This is a genomic window from Streptomyces sp. NPDC001410 (assembly GCF_042895235.1).
GTDB lineage: Bacteria > Actinomycetota > Actinomycetes > Streptomycetales > Streptomycetaceae > Streptomyces.
This window is the reverse complement of record NZ_JBIAWE010000004.1, coordinates 1-19915: the sequence shown is the minus strand read 5'-3', so window position 1 is coordinate 19915 and position 19915 is coordinate 1. Positions and strand designations below refer to the sequence as shown.

Here is a 19915-nt window from a genome sequence, read left to right as displayed (position 1 = left end):
GCGGAAGCGGAGTAGTGACGTGACAGGCTGGCAGTTCTGGGTCGACCGAGGCGGCACCTTCACCGACATCGTCGCGCGTCGCCCGGACGGCCGCCTGCTCACGCACAAACTGCTCTCCGACAACCCCGCCCGATACGCGGACGCGGCCGTCGCCGGCGTACGCGAACTGCTCGACGGCGCCCCGGAGCCCATCGACGCCGTCCGCATGGGCACCACCGTCGCCACCAACGCCCTGCTGGAACGCAAGGGCGAACGCACTCTCCTGGTGATCACCCGCGGCTTCCGCGACGCCCTGCGCATCGCCTACCAGAACCGCCCCAGCATCTTCGCCCGCCGCATCGAACTGCCCGAACTGCTCTACGAACGCGCGATCGAGGCCGACGAGCGCATCGCCGCCGACGGCACCGTCCTGCGAGCCCCCGACCTCGACGCCCTCGCGGGCCCCCTCCAGCAGGCGTACGACGACGGGATCCGCGCGGTCGCCGTCGTCTGCCTCCACAGCCACCTCCACCCCGCCCACGAACACGCCATCGGTGACCTCGCCGCCCGCACCGGCTTCCCGCAGATCTCGCTGTCCAGTGAGACCAGCCCCCTGATGAAGCTCGTCCCGCGCGGGGACACCGCCGTCGTCGACGCCTACCTCTCGCCCGTGCTGCACCGCTACGTCCGGCACGTCGCCGACGAACTCCGTGGTGTGCGGCTGATGTTCATGCAGTCCAACGGCGGGCTCACCGAGGCGGGGCAGTTCCGCGGCAAGGACGCCATCCTCTCCGGGCCGGCCGGCGGCATCGTCGGCATGGCCCGGATGTCGCAGCGGGCCGGCTTCGACCGCGTCATCGGCTTCGACATGGGCGGCACCTCCACCGACGTCTCGCACTTCGCCGGCGAGTACGAGCGCGTCTTCACCACCCAGATCGCGGGCGTCCGGCTGCGCGCCCCCATGCTGGACATCCACACCGTCGCCGCGGGCGGCGGCTCCGTGCTCCACTTCGACGGCTCTCGCTACCGCGTCGGCCCCGACTCGGCCGGCGCCGACCCCGGCCCCGCCTGCTACCGCGCCGGCGGCCCGCTCGCCGTCACCGACGCCAACGTGATGCTCGGCCGCATCCAGCCCGCCCACTTCCCCACGGTGTTCGGCCCGGACGGCGACCAGCCGTTGGACGCGGCCCTGGTCCGCGAACGCTTCACCGCCCTCGCGCGCGAGATCCGTGAGCGGACCGGTGACGACCGCACCCCCGAGCAGGTGGCCGAGGGCTACCTGCAGATCGCCGTCGCCAACATCGCCAACGCCGTGAAGCGGATCTCCGTCCAGAAGGGCCATGACGTCACCCGCTACGCCCTCACCACCTTCGGTGGCGCGGGCGGCCAGCACGCGTGCAGCGTCGCGGACTCGCTCGGCATCCGCACCGTCCTCGTGCCCCCCATGGCCGGTCTCCTCTCCGCCCTCGGCATCGGCCTCGCCGACACCACAGCCATGCGCGAACAGTCCGTCGAGGCCCCCCTGGAGGCCGCCTCCATGCCCGGCATCCGCAAGACGGCCGACGACCTGGAGGCCGCCGCGCGCGCCGAACTCCTCGCCGAGGACGTCCCGGAGGACCGCGTCGAGGTCACCCGCCGCGCCCAACTGCGCTACGACGGCACGGACACCACCCTCACCGTCGCGCTCACCGGGCCCGACACCATGAGGCACGCCTTCGAAGAACGTCATCGCGCCACGTACTCCTTCACCCTCGACCGCCCGATCGTCGTCGAAGCCCTCTCCGTCGAAGCCACCGGCATCACCGCACCCCCCGATCTCTCCGCCCTCGCCCCGTACGAGGGCCACCCCGCCGCCCCCGAGACCGTCCGCCTCCACACCGGCGGCGCCTGGCACGACGTACCCCTCCACCGCCGGGAGGCCCTTCCGCCCGGCGAGACCGTCACCGGACCCGCGGTCATCACCGAGCCCGGCGCCACGACCGTCGTCGACGACGGCTGGCGGGCCGCTGCGACCGACGACGGGCATCTGCTCATGGAACGCGCGGCGGTTACGCAGAGTTCCGATCTCGGCACAAAAGCCGACCCGGTTCGGCTTGAGGTCTTCAACAACCTCTTCATGTCGATCGCCGAACAGATGGGCGCCCGGCTGGAGTCCACGGCCCAGTCCGTCAACATCAAGGAGCGTCTGGACTTCTCCTGCGCCCTGTTCGACCCGGACGGAAACCTGGTGGCCAACGCGCCCCACATCCCCGTCCACCTGGGCTCCATGGGCACCAGCGTCAAAGAGGTCATCCGCCGCCGCGGCACGTCGATGCGACCCGGTGACACCTACGCCGTCAACGACCCGTACCACGGCGGCACCCACCTGCCCGACGTCACCGTGATCACCCCGGTCTTCGACATCGACTCCGCGACGGACACGGAGAGTGAGCCGAAGATCCTCTTCTACGTCGCCTCCCGCGGCCACCACGCCGAGATCGGCGGCATCGCCCCCGGCTCCATGCCCGCGCACAGCCGCACCATCGAGGAGGAGGGCGTCCTCTTCGACAACTGGCTGCTCGCCGAGAACGGCCGCTTCCGCGAGGAGGAGACCCACCGCCTGCTCGCCGAGGCGCCCTATCCCTCCCGCAACGTCCGCACCAACCTCGCCGACCTGCGCGCCCAGATCGCCGCCAACCGCAAGGGCGTCGACGAAGTCCGCCGCATGATCGAGGAGTTCGGCCTCGACGTCGTACAGGCCTACATGCGGCACGTCCAGGACAACGCGGAGGAGGCGGTCCGCCGGGTCGTCGACGCCCTGGACGACGGGGAGTACGCCTACGAGACGGACTCCGGCGCCGTCATCCGCGTCCGCGTGCGCGTCGACCGTGCAGGGCGCCGCGCGACCATCGACTTCACCGGCACCTCCGCGCAGCTCGCCACCAACTTCAACGCCCCCTTCTCGGTGGTCAACGCGGCCGTCCTGTACGTCTTCCGCACCCTGGTCGCCGAGGACATCCCGCTCAACGACGGCTGTCTGCGCCCCCTGGACATCGTCGTGCCTCCCGGCTCGATGCTCGCCCCCGAGCCGCCCGCCGCCGTCGTCGCGGGCAACGTCGAGACCTCCCAGGCGATCACCGGTGCCCTGTACGCCGCGCTGGGTGTCCAGGCCGAGGGCTCCGGGACCATGAACAACGTGACCTTCGGCAACGAACGCCACCAGTACTACGAGACGGTCGCCTCCGGATCCGGTGCCGGCGACGGCTTCCCCGGCGCCGACGTCGTACAGACGCACATGACCAACTCGCGGCTCACCGACCCCGAAGTGCTGGAGTGGCGGCTACCCGTCAGGCTCGAGGAGTTCGCCGTCCGGCGGGGGAGCGGCGGCGCCGGACGCTCGCGCGGCGGGGACGGTGCCGTGCGCCGCATCCGCTTCCTCGAACCCATGACCGTCTCCACGCTCTCCCAGCACCGCCGGGTGCCGCCGTACGGCATGGCGGGCGGCGAGCCCGGCGCGCTCGGCGCCAACCGGGTGGAGCGGGCCGACGGCACGGTCACCGAACTCGGCGGAAGCGGATCGGCGGACGTCGGTCCCGGCGACGTACTCGTCATCGAAACCCCCGGTGGCGGCGGCTACGGCCGACCGTCGCCCGACCACCATCAAGCAGGAGAAGAGATCGATGATCCTCGGGCGTACTGAACGCGGCATGCCCCCGGTCGAGCCCGTCACGCTCAAGATCCTGGTGGCCGGCGGCTTCGGCGTGGGCAAGACGACCCTTGTCGGCGCGGTCAGCGAGATCAGGCCGCTGCGCACCGAGGAGTCGCTGACCGAGGCCGGGCGCCCGGTCGACGACGTCAGCGGCGTGGAGGGCAAGCACACGACCACCGTGGCCATGGACTTCGGCCGCATCACCCTGCGCGAGGACCTCGTGCTGTACCTGTTCGGAACGCCCGGGCAGGAACGGTTCTGGTTCATGTGGGACGAGCTGTCCGAGGGTGCGCTCGGCGCCGTGGTCCTCGCCGACACGCGCCGCCTGGAAGACTGCTTCGCCGCCGTCGACTACTTCGAGCGGCGCGGCATACCCTTCGTCGTCGGCGTCAACTGCTTCGAGGGCGCTGCCCGCTACCCCGCAGACGCCGTCCGTCAGGCCCTCGACCTGGACGACGACGTGCCCGTCCTGCTGACCGACGCCCGCGACCGGGAGTCTGTCAAGGAGGTCCTCATCGGGGTCGTCCAGCATGCGATGGAGTACGCGGCCGAACGCCGCCAGGCCCTCACCACCTGAGCCACGGCACGGCCCGTACCCCCGCCGACCGGGGTACGGGCCGTGGGCTCTGGGCGGGGCCGCACGCGCGTGTGGTGCGCGCGACTCCTAGGCTTCGTCGTCCTCCAGCCAGCCGAGGCTCTTCTCCACCGCCTTGCGCCAGTTGCGGTACTCGCGGTCACGCGCCGACGCCTCCATCGCCGGCGTCCACTCCGCGTCCTTCTGCCAGTGCGACTTCAGCTCGTCCAGGTCGTTCCACACGCCTGTTGCCAGGCCGGCCGCGTAGGCGGCGCCCAGGCAGGTGGTCTCGGAGACCCGGGGCCGGATCACCGGCACGCCGAGCACGTCCGCCTGGTGCTGCATGAGCAGGTTGTTCTTCGTCATGCCGCCGTCGACCTTCAGGGTCGTGATCCGCACCCCGGAGTCCTGGTACATGGCGTCCACGACCTCCCTCGTCTGCCAGCTCGTCGCCTCCAGCACCGCGCGCGCCAGGTGGGCCTTGGTGACGTACCGGGTCAGCCCGGTGACGACCCCGCGCGCGTCGGAGCGCCAGTAGGGAGCGAACAGCCCCGAGAAGGCGGGCACGATGTAGGCGCCGCCGTTGTCCTCGACGCTCGCCGCCAGCGTCTCGATCTCGTCGGCGCTGCGGATGATGCCGAGCTGGTCGCGGAACCACTGGACCAGCGCACCCGTTATCGCTATGGACCCCTCCAGGCAGTACACCGGCGCCTCACCGCCGATCTTGTAGCCCATCGTCGTCAGCAGCCCGCTCTTGGACGGCACCGGCCGGTCACCGGTGTTGAGCAGCAGGAAGCTGCCGGTGCCGTAGGTGTTCTTCGCGGTGCCGACGTCGTAGCAGGCCTGCCCGAACACGGCGGCCTGCTGGTCGCCCAGCGCCGAGGCGACGGGCACACCGGTCAGCTGACCGACGGCGGTGCCGTACACCTCGGCGGACGACTTGATCTCGGGCAGCACCGCCTCGGGCACGTTCATCGCGGAGAGGATGGAGGGATCCCACTGGAGAGTCTCCAGGTTCATCAGCATGGTGCGGCCGGCGTTCGTGACGTCGGTGACGTGCCGGCCGCCGTCCGTGCCGCCGGTGAGGTTCCAGATCAGCCAGGAGTCGATGGTGCCGAAGGCGATCTCGCCGCGTTCGGCGCGGTCCCTCAGGCCCGGCACGTTGTCCAGCAGCCAGGCCGCCTTGGGCCCGGAGAAGTAGCTGGCCAGCGGCAGTCCGGTCTGGTCGCGGAAGCGGTCCTGGCCGTCGGCGCCGCCCAGTTCGTTGCACAGCGCCGCGGTACGGGTGTCCTGCCAGACGATCGCGTTGTGCACGGGCTTGCCCGTGGCGCGGTCCCACAGCACCGTGGTCTCCCGCTGGTTCGTGATGCCGAGGGCGCTCAACCGGTCGGCGCGCAGCCCGGCCTTGGCGAGCGCCCCCGCCACCACGGCCTGCACCTTGGACCAGATCTCGGTGGCGTCGTGCTCCACCCAGCCCGGCTTGGGGAAGATCTGGCGGTGCTCGCGCTGGTCCACGGCGACGATCGCGCCGCCGTGGTCGAAGATGATGCAGCGGCTGGACGTGGTGCCCTGGTCGATGGCGGCGACGTACTTCTCGGCGGAATCCGTCATGGCTGTCCCTGGGTCGCTGGGTCGGGTCGCTGGGTCAGAAGGCCACGTTGTAGACGAGGCCCGCGAGTGCACCGCCGATCAGCGGGCCGACGACCGGGATCCATGCGTAACCCCAGTCGGACGTGCCCTTGTTCGGGATCGGCAGGAAGGTGTGCATGATGCGCGGGCCGAGGTCACGCGCCGGGTTGATGGCGTATCCGGTCGGCCCGCCGAGGGAGAGTCCGATGCCCACGACGAGCAGCGAGACGATCAGCACCGTGATGCCGGACTCGCCGAGCCCCTTCGTCAGCCCGAAGGCGAGGATCGGCAGCACGAGGGCCATCGTCGCGATGATCTCGGTGATGAGGTTGGCGACCGGGTTCCGGATCTCCGGGATGGTCGAGAAGATGCCGAGCGTCGCCACCGGCTCGTCGGCGCTTCCTTCGTCCGTGCCTTCCTTGCGGACGTTGGCCTGGAACTGCGCGAGATACACCAGGTAGGCGAGGACGGCGCCCAGCATCGCGCCGACGATCTGGCCGAGCAGATAGATCCAGACCTTGCCCCACTTGCCCGTGTCCACGGCGATGCCGATGGTGACCGCGGGATTGAGCTGGCCGCCGGAGAGGGGAGCGGCGGTGTACGCGCCCGCGAGCACGCCGAATCCCCAGCCGAACGCTATGACGACCCAGCCGGACGCGCGTGCCTTGGAGTGTCTGAGAGTGACGGCGGCGCAGACACCGGCACCGAGGAGGATCAGGATCGCGGTGCCGATGACTTCGCCGATGAAAATGTCTCCGTTGCTCATGGCGGCTCCCTTGGCGCCGGTACGGGGCGAGCGCCCCGGCCCTCCGTGCAGGAACGGTTCCCTTGGCGACTTCAGCCGAAGGCAGGGAGGGCCCCGTGCCCCGCCCGGCGTCCGTGACGAGCGTGCCTTCGCAGCCGGATCGCCTCTGGGGAAAGGGCGCAGAGCAGCACAAGGCCCGTGGCGCAGTGCCTGATTACGCCGAGAATGTACGGCGATGTCGGCTGACACCCGGAAGTGTTCACCGGCACCACGGGACCGTCAAGGTTGCTGACGGCAACGGTGACAGCGGTTACCCGGGAACGGCAGCCGACCGCTTCCTTCCTGCAGGTGAGCACTCAACGGCCGTATACGGCAGGTCCGTTCATCCGAGGGGTTCGACCGTCGCGTACCCCGCCTGGGCCGGGGCCGCTCCGCTACCGCGCCGGATCTCGTGTCCGGGCAGCCCCGCGCGCGCGAGCACCCAGCTGGTCCCGCGCAGCGCCTTCGCCGCCTTCTTCAGCGGAGCGAGATGGGCGGCGGCCTGCCGGTGGTCGGACACGCTGCCGGGCAGGCACACGACGGTCGCCAGGGACAGCGTGACGGGGCGCCCGCCCGCCGACCAGGGTGCGTCGAGTACCCCGGCGACCAGCGGATCGAGCACCTCCTCCTCGGCCAGCAGCAGGAAGTCGTCGCCGCCGATGTGCCCCACGCGCGCGTCCCGCGCCGCCGCCTGCTCCAGCGCCCGGCCGACCGAGCGGATCAGCTCGTCACCCGCCGCGAACCCGGCACCGTCGTTGACCTGTTTGAAGTGGTCGATGTCCAGCCAGCTGAGCGCGAATGCCCGCCCGTCGCCGATCCGCCGGTCCACCTCACTCGTGATCGCGTCCGAACCGGGCAGCCGGGTCAGCGGATTGAGTCCGGCCGCCTCCTCCACCCGGTTCTCGGCCAGCGCCCGTACGAGGTCCGCGAGCCGTACGACGCCCACGCACCGTCCGCGGTGGTCGACGACCGCCACGTCGTCCGAGGTGCGGTCGCGGCCGCCGATCGCCACCACGTCCAGCACCTCCCAGGCGGTGGCGTCGACACCCACCGTGCGTGGCGCGTCGCTCAGCTTGAAGGCCGGCCGGTCCGCGTACAGGGCGTGTCCGTACCGGCCGGACATCGACAGCAGGAAGCGCGACCGGTGTACCGACCGGACCGGCACCCCGGCCTGGTCCACGAGCAACACCCCGGAGACCTCCGGCGAGCCGGTCAGCAGCGCCCGCACCTGCCCGGCCGAAGCGGCGACCGGCAGGACGGCGGCGGGCCGCACGAACTCCCTCACCGACGGCCCGGGCCGGGGCATGGCCAGGGCGCCGGGGGAGCGGGGCGGAACGTATACGTCCGCCGCCGGGATCCGGGCCGGCGGCGCGAACAGCTCGCCCTGGGCGAGCTGGGCACCGGCCGCCAGCGCGGCCGCGCACTGCAGCTCGGTCTCCACGCCCTCCACCGCCACCAGCGCGCCCAGTTGCTCGCACAGCGTCCGCATCGCCCGCACCGCGGCCGGCCGGGACAGCAGAGAGCTGTCGAGCTTGACCAGGTCGGGGGAGAGGTCGGTGAGCAGTCTCAGGGGCACGTCCCCGTCCCCGATGCCGTCCGCGCTGATCCGGAACCCCTGCTCGCGCAGCGAGGCCACCGCCTCCAGAAGCGCCCGCTGCGGCACGTGCGTGTAGGGCGGCACGATGTCGAGGGTCACCTCCCACGGCAGCCGCCCCACCGCGCGCACGGCGTCGTGCAGCGGGGTGAGGCCGCCGAGGTCGGCGAGCGTGGCCGCGAACACGTTGACGTGCAGCGGCAGCAGCGTCTCCTTGCGCGTTGCCGCCCGAAGCGCCAACACGGCCAGCCTGCCGTCGAGTTCGGGGTCACGACGGGCCTCGGCCAGGATGTCGCCGGTCTCCGGGCGTGCGAGTATCTCCAGTGCGGCGACCGCGCCCGTCCTCAGGTTGACCACTGGCTGGAAGGCGAAGCGGAGAGTATCCGTCCAGGAGTGCACGGGAGCATGATTGCGCTGCCCGCGTACGCCCAGGGGCAGTTCATGAGACGTTCACGCAGGATTCCGGGGTGGTCACACAGCGTGGAAGATCTCATGCGTCTCTCCCGTCATGCGATGCCCGGGCGGGGCTCCGCTCAGCGCATCACGACCACCGATGATCCGTGCCCGAACAGCCCCTGGTTCGCCGTGATCCCGACGCGCGCCCCGGCGATCTGCCGGTCGCCCGCTGCCTCCCTCAACTGCCAGGTCACCTCGCAGACCTGGGCGATGGCCTGGGCCGGTACCGCCTCACCGAAGGAGGCGAGCCCGCCACTGGTGTTGACGGGTATGCGGCCGCCAGGGGCCGTCGCGCCCTCCCGCAGGAGTTTGGCGCCCTCACCCTCGCCGCACAGTCCCAGATCCTCGTACCACTGCAGTTCCAGCGCGGTCGACAGGTCGTACACCTCCGCCAGGGACAGGTCCTCGGGGCCGATGCCCGCCTCCTCGTAGGCGGTTCGGGCGATGGACGCCCGGAAGGTCTCGTCCGGGGCCGGCACCGCGACGGCGGAGTCCGTGGCGATGTCCGGCAGGTCCAGCACCGTGTTCGGGAACCGCGGGGTCACTGTCGACACGGCCCGGATCCGCACCGGCCGCGCCGCACCGTGCCGCCGGGCGAAGTCCAGGCTGGACAGCACCAGCGCCGCCCCGCCGTCGGAGGTCGCGCAGATGTCGAGCAGCCGCAGCGGATCGGCGACCACGGCGGAGGCGGCCACCTCCTCCGCGGTGACCCGCTTGCGGTAGCGCGCGTACGGGTTGAGCGCCCCGAGGGCCGCGTTCTTCACCTTGACCAGCGCGAAGTCCTCCGGGGTGTCACCGTGCACCGCCATCCGACGGCGCGCGTACAGCCCGAAGTACGTCGGGTTGGTCGCACCAAGCAGGCGGAAGCGCAGCCAGTCCGGATCGTCGGGCCGATCCCCGCCCGCCGGCCGGAAGAACCCCTTGGGCGCGGCGTCCGCCCCCACCACGAGCACGACGTCCGCGAGCCCGGCGAGGATCTGCGCCCGCGCCGTCGCGATCGCCTGCGCGCCGGAGGCACACGCCGCGTACACACTGGCGACCCGGGCTCCCTGCCAGCCCAGGGCCTTGGCGAACGTCGCCCCCGCCACATATCCCGGATATCCGCCACGCACCGTGTCCGCGCCCACGACCGAGCCCACATCCGGCCAGTCGAGACCGGCGTCGGCGAGGGCCGCGCGGGCCGCCGCCGTCCCGTACTCGACGAAGCTGCGCCCCCACTTGCCCCAGGGATGCATGCCCACGCCGAGCACCGCCACGTCCGCCGTCATGCCGTCACCCCCGTCGGCCGCCACTGCCAGATCGTCCAGGTCGTCTCCGCGCCCTCGTCGAGCACCCCGGGGACGACCTCCACCTCCATGCCCACCGTCAGATCGGCGACGGTGACCCCGGGAACCGCCTGTCCCAGCACCACGATCCGCTCAGACTCCAGCTCCACCGCGATCAACGCGTACGGCTCCCACGGAAGTTCCGGATTGCTCACATAGGGTGACGGAGGGCGGTAACGACTGTCCGTGTACGACCAGATATGACCCGTTCGTGACAGCGGGACCTCCTCCAGGGCGGCGCCGCCCGCGCAGTGCGGATTGCGGCAGTGGACGTCCTCGCGCGGAAAGAAGACCGAGGCGCAGGACGTGCAACGGGTGCCCAGGAGCCGGAAGTCGTCCCCCTCGCCGGTGAACCAGTCGGAGACCGCGGGTGTGCGTGTGCGCGTCAATGTTCCTCCCGGCACAGCTATCTGACGATGCATCAGAAGTCTGTCACGGGCATCTGCAAATGGGCAGGCGTCCCGGCGAACCGGACGGCCCCTTCCGGCGTCGTGGTATCAGGAGGGGCGGCCGGGGTCGACGGGGGTGGTCCCGGACGCCCCTCCGGACCCAGCCGCCGCACTGCTCGCCGCTGACGGAACACGTCCTTCCTCTGATCGGATACAGTCCGCGCGTGTCCGAAATTCAGCACCCGATTGCCAACTCCGCTCGGGACTCCCACTGTTCGAGCTGCGGAGCGTCCTACGGAGAGGGCGTCTCCGGGTGGCCGCGCACCTGCCCGTCCTGCGGGACCGTCGCCTATCGCAATCCCCTGCCGGTCGCGATCGCGCTCCTGCCCGTGTACGACACCAAAGGCACCGCCCTGGTCGTCATCACCCGCACCATCGCCCCCGCGCGCGGAGGCACAGCACTGCCCGGCGGCTACATCGACGACCGGGAGGACTGGAGGCACGCCGTCGTCCGCGAGCTCAAGGAGGAGACGGGCATCGACGCGGCCGTCCGCGACGTGCGCCTCGTGGACGCCATGAGCTCGCCCGACGGGCATCTGCTGCTGTTCGGACTCCTCCCGGAACGCCCGGCCGAAGGACTGCCGCCCTCCGACGCCACGGACGAGACCGAGGGCTGGCACCTGCTGCGCAGGCCCGAGGAACTCGCCTTCCCGCTGCACACTGCGGCCGTGCGGGCATGGTTCGAGGGCCGCTACATCTGAGCGGACCGCTCAGCCGAGTCCCCGAATGTGCACCGGGTGAGACGGCTCACCGGCGCCGTCCTCCCGCTCCCGGGTGACGACAACCCGCCGGCCCTGCCAGCGGGCGGTGTACCGCTCCACTTCCGGCTCGTCCCACCCGTCGCCCGCGTCCGGCACGACCAGTCCACCCCCGGTCCGTCCCCGGGCGGGCGCCCAGACCTCCAGCTCGAGCCCGCCGTCCTCGCCACGCACGGGAACGACCGCACCCGCGCGCGCGAGCACCGGAATCCGCGACAGCGGCGCGTCGACCAGAACCTGCGCCGGGCCCTCGTACGCCTCCTCCGTCACCGTGTCGTACCAGCGGCCTCGCGGCAGCTGCACCGCACGCCGGTCCGCCCCCGGGTCCAGCACGGGCGCCACCAGGATGCTGTCGCCCAGCAGGAACGCGTCCTCGCAGTCGCGCAACGCGCGGTCCTCCGGCGCCCCCCACCACAGCGGCCGCGCATAGGGCGCGCCGGTGCGCCGGGCCAGGTGGGCCAGCGTCATGAAGTACGGCAGCAGACGCCGGCGTTCGAGCAGCGCCGCGCGCGCGTGCTCCAGCACCTCGGGGCCGAACTCCCAGGGCTCCCTGCGCCCCGCCCGCAGACTTGCGTGCGTACGGAACAGCGGCAGGTACGCGCCGAGCTGGAACCACCGCAGATACAGCTCCGGCGACGGAGACCCGTCGAAGCCGCCGATGTCCGGCCCCGAGTACGGCACGCCGCACAGGCCGAGCCCCAGCACCAGAGACAGGGAAGCCCGCAGCCCCGGCCAGCCCGTCGCCACGTCTCCCGACCACGTCCCCCCGTAGCGGTGCAAACCCGCCCAGCCGGACCGTGAGAACAGGAACGGCCGCTGCTGGGGCGACAGTTCGCGCAGCGCCTCATAGCCCGCTCTGGCCATGCACAGCGCGTACACGTTGTGGGCCTCCCGGTGGTCGCCGCCGCGCCCCTCCAGGGCATGCCGGGCCGAACGCGGGAGCGTCGGCTCACCGAAGGCGTTGAACGACGTCGGCTCGTTCATGTCGTGCCAGAAACCCGCGAAGCCCTGTCCCAGCCGCTCCTCGTAGAGCCCGCCCCACCACTTGCGCACGCGCGCGTGTGTGAAGTCCGGGAAGACCGACTCGCCGGCCCACACCTCACCCCGCACCGTCCGCCCCGAGGCGTCCCGCACGAACGCGTCCATCGCCTTCCCGCTGTCGTAGACGGCGTTGCCCGGCGCGGCCTTCACCGCCGGGTCGACGATCGACACCAGCCGTATCCCGTCCCGGCGCAGCTCCTCCGCGAGCCCCGGAAGCTTCGGGAAACGCTCCTGGTCGACGGTGAACACCTGGTGGTCCGCGTAGTGGTCGATGTCCAGGTGGACGGCGTCCAGCGGCAGACCGCGCTCCTGGTAGCCCGCGACGATCCGACGCACCTCCTGCTCGCTGCCGAACCCCCAGCGCGCGTGATGATGGCCGAGCGCCCACGCGGGCGGCAGCGCCGGCGCCCCGGTCAGCGAGGCCCAGGCGTGCAGCACGCGCGCGGGGGTGCCCACCATGACCCAGCCGCGCAGCGGACCGCCGTCCATCCGAAGCTCACAGCGCCCCACGCGGTCGTGCCCGGACCCCGCGCCCTCCTCGCCCTCCCGCAAGGTCACCGTGCCGTCCCAGGAGGTGTCGTGGAAGACCAGATGGGCCGCGGCGTCGGCCACCACGAGCTGCACCGGCATGGTCAGGTACAGCGGATCGTCCCCGGGACCGAACGCCCGGCCCTGGTCGGTGTTCCACAGCCGGTACGTGCCGTCCCGCAGCCGCGGACCCGCGGCGCGCCCGCCCAGGCCGAAGAAGCGGGCGTCCGCGGCCACCTCGGACCGCTGCATCCACCGAGCCGCACCCCCGTCGACCGGCTCCCACCAGCGCGGCGGCATGTCCCGCCGCAGCACCACCCCACCGGGCGTGCACACCTCAAGCGCGCCGTGCCGGGAGACGACGACCGTCACCCGCTCGGCCACCACCCGCCAGCCGCCGTCCTTGTCCGGTTCCAGCACCACCCGTGGATCCGGCTCGGGACAGCTCCCGGCGAGCGCGTACGACGGCTCCGGACCCGCCCCGTCCCAGCCCCAGAAAACGGCCCCGTTCACCGCGACGGTGATCCGCAGCTCGGACCGGCTGAACCGGATCAGACCGCCCCCGGGCCCGGGCTCCACGCCCTGCAGCTGCCCCGGCACCCGCGCGCGCTCGGCGCCGCGCGGCGGCAGCCCCGCGGCATCGATACGCCTCCTACGCCATGCGGCGCGCACGGTACGCAACCCCTGAGCCGCCCTCCCCGAACCGACCACACTCACCGAACGCACCAGGTCACGACCGTCCATGCTGCTCACCCTGCCACTGACCGCCCCACGCGCGCGTGTCGTTCAACTGCCGTTCACCCGTGCCAGGACCACATCTTCACGACACGGACTATGTGGGGCGCACCCTGGTGTAGAAGTCGATCACATGGCATCGTCCCTGTCAGCCGCGTCACGCGCACACCCCAGCTCGTGCGCGGACCGACGCACACGACGCGCACAGCCCGGGAGCCGCCCCAATGTCGACAGCGAACCCCCAGCCGCTCTGGCAGCCTGATCCCGAGCGGATCGCCCAGGCACGCATCACCAAGTTCCAGGCGTGGGCCGCCGAGCACCACGGTGCCCCGGCCGAGGGAGGCTACCCGGCACTGCACCGGTGGTCCGTCGAACAGCTGGACACCTTCTGGAAAGCCGTGACGGAGTGGTTCGACGTCCGGTTCTCGACCCCCTACGCGCGCGTGCTCGGCGACCGCTCGATGCCCGGCGCCCAGTGGTTCCCCGGAGCCACCCTCAACTACGCCGAGCACGCCCTGCGCGCCGCCGCCGACAGAGCGGACGAGCCCGCCCTCCTGTGCGTCGACGAGACCCACGAACCGCGCCCGGTGACCTGGTCCGAGCTGCGCCGCCAGGTGGGCTCCCTCGCCGCCGAACTCCGCGACCTCGGCGTCCGCCCCGGCGACCGCGTCAGCGGTTACCTCCCGAACATCCCCCAGGCCGTCGTCGCGTTCCTCGCCACGGCCGCCGTGGGCGGCGTATGGACCTCCTGCGCCCCCGACTTCGGCGCCCGCAGCGTCCTCGACCGCTTCCAACAGGTCGAACCGGTCGTACTGTTCACCGTCGACGGCTACCGCTACGGCGGCAAGGAACACGACCGCCGCGAGGTCGTCGCCGAGCTGCGCCGTGAGCTGCCCACACTGCGCGCCGTCGTCCACGTCCCGCTCCTCGGCACCGAGGCACCCGAGGGCGCCCTGGAGTGGTCGGCGCTCACGGCCGCCGACACCGAGCCCGTCTTCGAGCAGGTCCCCTTCGACCACCCGCTGTGGGTCCTGTACTCCTCCGGCACGACCGGTCTGCCCAAGGCCATCGTCCAGTCCCAGGGCGGCATCCTCGTCGAGCACCTCAAGCAGCTCGGCCTGCACTGCGACCTCGGCCCCGAGGATCGTTTCTTCTGGTACACCTCGACCGGCTGGATGATGTGGAACTTCCTCGTCTCCGGCCTGCTCACGGGCACGACGATCGTCCTGTACGACGGCAGCCCCGGCTACCCGGACACCGGAGCGCAGTGGCGCATCGCCGAACGCACCGGAGCCACCCTCTACGGCACCTCGGCCGCCTACGTCATGGCCTGCCGCAAGGCGGGCGTGCACCCCTCCCGCGACTTCGACCTCTCCGGGGTGCAGTGTGTCGCCACCACCGGCTCCCCCCTGCCGCCCGACGGGTTCCGCTGGCTGCACGACGAGGTCCGCGAGGACCTGTGGATCGCCTCCGTCAGCGGCGGCACGGACGTCTGCTCCTGCTTCGCCGGAGCCGTACCGACCGTGCCCGTGTACATCGGCGAACTCCAGGCGCCCGGCCTCGGCACCGACCTGCAGTCCTGGGACCCGAGCGGCAAGCCCCTCGTCGACGAGGTCGGCGAGCTGGTCGTCACCAACCCCATGCCCTCGATGCCCATCCACTTCTGGAACGACCCCGACGGCAGCCGATACCACGACAGCTACTTCGACACCTACCCGGGCGTCTGGCGCCACGGCGACTGGATCACGCTGACCTCACGCGGCTCCGTGATCATCCACGGCCGCTCCGACTCCACCCTCAACCGGCAGGGCGTGCGCATGGGCTCGGCCGACATCTACGAGGTGGTCGAGCGCCTGCCCGAGATCAAGGAGTCCCTCGTCATCGGGATCGAGCAGCCCGACGGGGGCTACTGGATGCCCCTGTTCGTGCACCTGGTGCCCGGCGCCGTCCTGGACGAGGCACTCCTGAACCGCATCAAGCAGGCCATCCGCGAACAGCTCTCGCCACGCCACGTACCCGACGAGATCATCGAGGTCCCGGGCATCCCGCACACCCTCACCGGCAAGCGCATCGAGGTCCCGGTCAAGCGCCTTCTCCAGGGCACCCCCCTGGAGAAGGCCGTCAACCCCGGCTCCATCGACAACCTCGGCCTGCTGGGCTTCTACGAGGAACTGGCCCGCAAGCGCTCCTGACCCGCCGGCACCCCGCCCGTCCACCGCTGGCCTCGGACTCGCCGAACACGGCAACGAAGTCCGAGGCCAGCCGCGCGCCATCCCCCTGACCTGCACAATCCAGCGCCGTCTGGACCGCGACCGCCTCCAGCCGAGCCCGTTGTCAGTGCCGCCGGTTACCGTGAGTGAGCATTGATCGACTGCGCATTGGGGGAAACATGGCGCACACCGACCACCAGACCATGCGACGCGTCCTGCGCCGCGAAATCGCCGGCACCATCGGCCTGCTCACCGATGACCACGACTTCCATGCCATGCGGCGCTACCGCAGCTTCGCCTTCGACGACCACACCATCTACCTCCAGCAGGTGGAAGCGCTCCTCAGGAGCCGCGCGGCACAGGGCAACCACACCACACTGGCCCTCTTCGACCCCGAGGAGTACGCCGAATTCTGCGCCGGCACCGGCCTCGACCCGGAAGCCCCGGCCAGCCGCACCCGCTTCACCGCCGAACTCGCGGCCACCGGCCCCACCATCCCCTACGACGGCAGCCCCCTCGCCACCCTCGTGCCCGCCCTCGTCGACGAGGCCGTACGAAAGGCCACCTGGGAGTACGCCACCACCCTCCTGACCCGGCTCGGCCCCTGCCGCACCTGCGGCGAGGACATCGGCCGCGCCGCCTTCACCCGCGCCTCCGACCTCCTCGCCCGCATCCTCGACACCGCCCCGCCCGGAGACCGGCACCTCGTCTGCAGCGTCTCCGGCCCGCCGGAAACACTCGTCTCCGTCCTCCACGCCGACGAGAACACCGACGGCACCACCGAACTCGACGAGGCCGAAGCCCTCGAATTCACCAGCGTCCTCGCCCTGGGCCTCGCCACCGACAGCCCCGGCGGACTCGTCATGCGCATCACCGCCGCCGACACGGACGACCGCGTCTACGGCTGGCGGCTCCGCGGCGGCGGACTCGAACCCCTCACCGCGTCCGAGGTCTTCGACGCCTACTGCACCGACGTCGAATCCGGCGACCTCATCTCCCCCGAGCCAGGCGTCGACTACTGCACACCACCCCACCTCGGAGGGGAGGGCACGGCACAGGGACACCGCCACTGAACGCGCCAGGGGCGCCCCACCCGCAGGCGGGACGCCCCTGAACCCGGCACACAACGAGGCCGGCCGGACTACTCGCCGGACAGCACCGTCTGAGCCGCACTGCGCGCCTCGTCGGCACTGTCCGCCGCACGCGCCGCCGCGGCGGCCCGCTCGCACTGGGCCAGCGTGTACTTCGCCAGCGTCGCCCGGACATAAGGAATCGACGCCGCACCCATGGACAGAGAGGTGACGCCCAGACCCGTCAGCACGCAGGCCAGCAGCGGATCGGCCGCGGCCTCACCGCACACACCGCAGCTCTTGCCCTCGGCCTTGGCCGACTCGGCGGACAGCGCGACCAGGTCGAGCAGCGCGGGCTGCCACGGGTCCTGGAGCCGCGACACCGCACCCACCTGCCGGTCCGCCGCGAACGTGTACTGCGCGAGGTCGTTGGTCCCCAGCGACAGGAACTCGACCTCCTGCAGGATCGAACGCGCCCGCAGCGCGGCCGACGGGATCTCCACCATCGCGCCGAACTTGGCCCGCAGCCCCGCCTCCCGGCAGGCGTCCGCGAACGCCTTGGCGTCCGCACGGTCCGCCACCATGGGCGCCATGACCTCAAGGTAGACGGGCAGCCCCTCCGCGGCCTTCGCCAGCGCGGTCAGCTGGGTACGCAGGATCTCGGGGTGGTCCAGCAGCGTCCGCAGACCCCGCACGCCCAGCGCCGGGTTCGGCTCGTCGGCGGGCGTCAGGAAGTCCAGCGGCTTGTCGGCGCCCGCGTCCAGCACGCGCACGACCACCCGGCCCTCGGGGAACGCCTCCAGCACCTGCCGGTAGGCCTCCACCTGCTTCTGCTCGGACGGCGCGTTCTTGCTGTCGTCCAGGAACAGGAACTCGGTACGGAACAGGCCCACACCCTCGGCCCCGGCCTCCACGGCCGCTGGCACGTCCGCCGGTCCGCCGACGTTGGCCAGCAACGGCATCTTGTGCCCGTCGGCCGTGGCACCCGGGCCGGTCGAAGCGGCCAGCGCGGCCTTGCGCTCGGCAGCCGCGGCCTCCAGCTGCGCCTTCTTCTCCTCGCTCGGGTTCACGAAGATGTCGCCGGTGCTGCCGTCGACCGCGATCACCGTGCCCTCGGCCAGCTCACCGGCACCCGGCAGCGCCACGACGGCCGGAACCCCCAGCGCCCGCGCCAGGATCGCGCTGTGACTGGTCGGCCCGCCCTCCTCGGTCACGAAACCGAGCACCAGAGTCGGGTCCAGCAGCGCCGTGTCGGCCGGAGCCAGATCGCGCGCCACGAGTACATAGGGCTCGTCACTGTCCGGGACACCCGGCATGGGAACGCCCAGCAGCCGGGCGACGATACGATTCCGCACGTCGTCGAGGTCGGCCACGCGCCCGGCGAGGTACTCCCCGGCACCGGCCAGCAGCTCGCGGTACGCGGCGAACGCGTCGTACACCGCACGCTCCGCCGTGCTGCCGACGGCGATCCGCCGGTCCACGTCCGCCATCAGCTCGGGGTCCTGCGCCATCATGGCCTGCGCCTCGAGCACGGCCTGGGCTTCGCCCCCCGCCAGATTGCCGCGCGCCATCAGGTCGGCCGCCACAGCGTCCACGGCCTGGCGCGCCCGCCCCTGTTCGCGCTCCGCCTCCTCCGCCGGGATCTGCTTGGCCGGCGGCTCGAGCACCGCCGTTCCCATGTGCCGAACCTCGCCGATCGCCACACCGTGGCTCACGCCGACGCCTCGCAGCGTTGTCTCCATCTCACCCGTCTCCGATAGTGCGGCGGGTCCCGCCGCCGCGGTGGTTGTCCGGTACGCCGTCCTGCGACGGCACTGTCGTCAGTTCCAGGAGAAGAGGCCGTCGCCGGCCTTCACGTCGCCGCCGTCACGGAGGTCGGTGAGGGACTCGGCGCTGGCCTCGAGTGCCACGACGGGGCATACCGGCGACTTGCCGGCGGCCTCGACCGCGGCCGGGTTCCAGCGCACGATGCTCTGACCACGCGTCACGGTGTCGCCCTTGTCGACGAGCAGCTCGAAGCCCTCGCCGTTGAGCTGGACGGTGTCGATACCGAGGTGGGTGAGCACGCCGTGCCCGTTCTCGTCGACCACCACGAAGGCGTGCGGGTGCAGGGAGACGATGACGCCGTCCACCGGCGCCACGGCCTCGGAGGGCTCACGCACGGGGTCGATCGCAGTGCCCGGGCCGACCATGGCCCCGGAGAAGACCGGATCCGGCACGGCGGCCAGTCCGATGGCGAGTCCAGCAAGAGGGGACGTCACGGTGGTCATGGGAAGCCTCCCAGGAGTGGAGCTGCGTACGGGCCGTCACTGCCTGTCCCGGACGGCACTGAGCAGCAGCGTATGTCATATGAAGTGGCGGTTCCGTATGGAAGCTACCAGGTAGTGGTCTAGACCACCAGCCCGGTCGATTTGCACGCGCTTCCAGGGCCCGTGTACAGTCGTACTCCTGCTTGAGGGAGAGCGACGCGAAAGCGCCTCCGTTAAGCAGCACCCAAACTCGTCAGATCCTATCTCGGGATCACCTTCTGCATGCCTGCAGGGTGGTGGTCAGAGAGACGGAAAAACCCTGATAGAGTTTGAAACACCGAAGGGAAGCCCGGAGGAAAGCCCGAGAGGGTGAGTACAAAGGAAGCGACCGTTCCTTGAGAACTCAACAGCGTGCCAAAAATCAACGCCAGATATGTTGATACCCCGTCCGTCGGAATCATCCGATGGTCGAGGTTCCTTTGAAAAACACAGCGAGGACGCTGTGTGCGAGAGGACTATTCCTCCTCTCGCACCGCTCTCGTGGTGTTCATCCCGATTACGGGAAAACATTCACGGAGAGTTTGATCCTGGCTCAGGACGAACGCTGGCGGCGTGCTTAACACATGCAAGTCGAACGATGAACCACTTCGGTGGGGATTAGTGGCGAACGGGTGAGTAACACGTGGGCAATCTGCCCTTCACTCTGGGACAAGCCCTGGAAACGGGGTCTAATACCGGATACGAGCCTCCTAGGCATCTTGGAGGTTGGAAAGCTCCGGCGGTGAAGGATGAGCCCGCGGCCTATCAGCTTGTTGGTGAGGTAATGGCTCACCAAGGCGACGACGG

13 protein-coding genes and 1 rRNA gene are annotated in these 19915 nt (G+C 71.1%); 6 read left to right on the top strand and 8 right to left on the bottom strand.

Annotation, left to right across the window (positions count from 1 at the left end; translation table 11 throughout):
- Positions 1–19 precede the first annotated feature (19 nt).
- Together ACFY3C_RS09475 and ACFY3C_RS09470 are read left to right on the top strand one after the other, a co-directional pair.
- Positions 20–3658, top strand: coding sequence for a hydantoinase B/oxoprolinase family protein (locus ACFY3C_RS09475; RefSeq protein WP_390770375.1), 3639 nt, complete (start codon positions 20–22; stop codon positions 3656–3658).
- Positions 3639–4244, top strand: coding sequence for an ATP/GTP-binding protein (locus ACFY3C_RS09470; RefSeq protein WP_386574985.1), 606 nt, complete (start codon positions 3639–3641; stop codon positions 4242–4244). Before ACFY3C_RS09475 ends, ACFY3C_RS09470 begins: the two co-directional genes overlap by 20 nt.
- Positions 4245–4331: 87 nt before the next feature.
- On the opposite strand, the gene glpK is transcribed toward ACFY3C_RS09470, so the two are convergent.
- The 5 genes from glpK to ACFY3C_RS09445 form a co-directional block, all read right to left on the bottom strand.
- On the bottom strand, positions 4332–5852 hold the full coding sequence (gene glpK / locus ACFY3C_RS09465) for a glycerol kinase GlpK (protein ID WP_390770374.1): 1521 nt from the start codon (positions 5850–5852) through the stop codon (positions 4332–4334).
- A gap of 34 nt (positions 5853–5886) precedes the next feature.
- Positions 5887–6636, bottom strand: coding sequence for an MIP/aquaporin family protein (locus ACFY3C_RS09460; protein ID WP_386574988.1), 750 nt, complete (start codon positions 6634–6636; stop codon positions 5887–5889).
- Positions 6637–6997: 361 nt separating this feature from the next.
- Positions 6998–8647: an EAL domain-containing protein gene (locus ACFY3C_RS09455; protein ID WP_390770373.1), complete on the bottom strand. Its 1650-nt coding sequence runs from the start codon at positions 8645–8647 to the stop codon at positions 6998–7000.
- 134 nt (positions 8648–8781) lie between these two features.
- Positions 8782–9972, bottom strand: a complete 1191-nt coding sequence (locus tag ACFY3C_RS09450; RefSeq protein ID WP_390770372.1) for a lipid-transfer protein — start codon at positions 9970–9972, stop codon at positions 8782–8784.
- The gene (locus ACFY3C_RS09445; RefSeq protein WP_390770371.1) at positions 9969–10451 is read right to left on the bottom strand and encodes a Zn-ribbon domain-containing OB-fold protein; all 483 of its coding nucleotides are present in this window, start codon (positions 10449–10451) and stop codon (positions 9969–9971) included. Before ACFY3C_RS09445 ends, ACFY3C_RS09450 begins: the two co-directional genes overlap by 4 nt.
- Positions 10452–10642: 191 nt before the next feature.
- Between ACFY3C_RS09445 and ACFY3C_RS09440 the strand changes: the two genes are divergently transcribed.
- Complete coding sequence (locus tag ACFY3C_RS09440) at positions 10643–11179, top strand: NUDIX domain-containing protein (protein ID WP_386574993.1); 537 nt, start codon at positions 10643–10645, stop codon at positions 11177–11179.
- Positions 11180–11188: 9 nt separating this feature from the next.
- Here the strand turns inward: ACFY3C_RS09440 and ACFY3C_RS09435 are convergent, their stop codons facing one another.
- Positions 11189–13549: a glycoside hydrolase family 31 protein gene (locus tag ACFY3C_RS09435; RefSeq protein ID WP_390770370.1), complete on the bottom strand. Its 2361-nt coding sequence runs from the start codon at positions 13547–13549 to the stop codon at positions 11189–11191.
- 215 nt (positions 13550–13764) lie between these two features.
- Here ACFY3C_RS09435 and ACFY3C_RS09430 point away from each other — a divergent pair, with 215 nt between their 5' ends.
- Positions 13765–15732 (top strand): acetoacetate--CoA ligase, encoded by a 1968-nt coding sequence (locus ACFY3C_RS09430; protein WP_386574995.1) that lies wholly within the window; start codon positions 13765–13767, stop codon positions 15730–15732.
- A 197-nt stretch (positions 15733–15929) separates the two neighbouring features.
- Positions 15930–16823, top strand: coding sequence for a hypothetical protein (locus tag ACFY3C_RS09425; RefSeq protein ID WP_390770369.1), 894 nt, complete (start codon positions 15930–15932; stop codon positions 16821–16823).
- A gap of 68 nt (positions 16824–16891) precedes the next feature.
- On the opposite strand, the gene ptsP is transcribed toward ACFY3C_RS09425, so the two are convergent.
- Together ptsP and ACFY3C_RS09415 are read right to left on the bottom strand one after the other, a co-directional pair.
- The gene (gene ptsP / locus ACFY3C_RS09420) at positions 16892–18562 is read right to left on the bottom strand and encodes a phosphoenolpyruvate--protein phosphotransferase (protein WP_386574997.1); all 1671 of its coding nucleotides are present in this window, start codon (positions 18560–18562) and stop codon (positions 16892–16894) included.
- 78 nt (positions 18563–18640) lie between these two features.
- A complete protein-coding gene (locus tag ACFY3C_RS09415) occupies positions 18641–19090 on the bottom strand; it encodes a PTS glucose transporter subunit IIA (RefSeq protein WP_390770368.1) in 450 nt (149 codons plus the stop codon).
- Positions 19091–19638: 548 nt separating this feature from the next.
- Here ACFY3C_RS09415 and ACFY3C_RS09410 point away from each other — a divergent pair.
- Positions 19639–19915 (top strand): 16S ribosomal RNA (locus ACFY3C_RS09410); the annotation flags it as partial.

Coding starts and splice junctions, on each gene's coding strand:
- ACFY3C_RS09470 (WP_386574985.1), top strand. CDS start 3,639: ATGATCCTCGGGCGTACTGAACGCGGCATGCCCCCGGTCGAGCCCGTC.
- glpK (WP_390770374.1), bottom strand. CDS start 5,852: ATGACGGATTCCGCCGAGAAGTACGTCGCCGCCATCGACCAGGGCACC.
- ACFY3C_RS09460 (WP_386574988.1), bottom strand. CDS start 6,636: ATGAGCAACGGAGACATTTTCATCGGCGAAGTCATCGGCACCGCGATC.
- ACFY3C_RS09450 (WP_390770372.1), bottom strand. CDS start 9,972: ATGACGGCGGACGTGGCGGTGCTCGGCGTGGGCATGCATCCCTGGGGC.
- ACFY3C_RS09445 (WP_390770371.1), bottom strand. CDS start 10,451: ATGCATCGTCAGATAGCTGTGCCGGGAGGAACATTGACGCGCACACGC.
- ACFY3C_RS09435 (WP_390770370.1), bottom strand. CDS start 13,549: ATGGACGGTCGTGACCTGGTGCGTTCGGTGAGTGTGGTCGGTTCGGGG.
- ACFY3C_RS09430 (WP_386574995.1), top strand. CDS start 13,765: ATGTCGACAGCGAACCCCCAGCCGCTCTGGCAGCCTGATCCCGAGCGG.
- ACFY3C_RS09425 (WP_390770369.1), top strand. CDS start 15,930: ATGGCGCACACCGACCACCAGACCATGCGACGCGTCCTGCGCCGCGAA.
- ptsP (WP_386574997.1), bottom strand. CDS start 18,562: ATGGAGACAACGCTGCGAGGCGTCGGCGTGAGCCACGGTGTGGCGATC.
- ACFY3C_RS09415 (WP_390770368.1), bottom strand. CDS start 19,090: ATGACCACCGTGACGTCCCCTCTTGCTGGACTCGCCATCGGACTGGCC.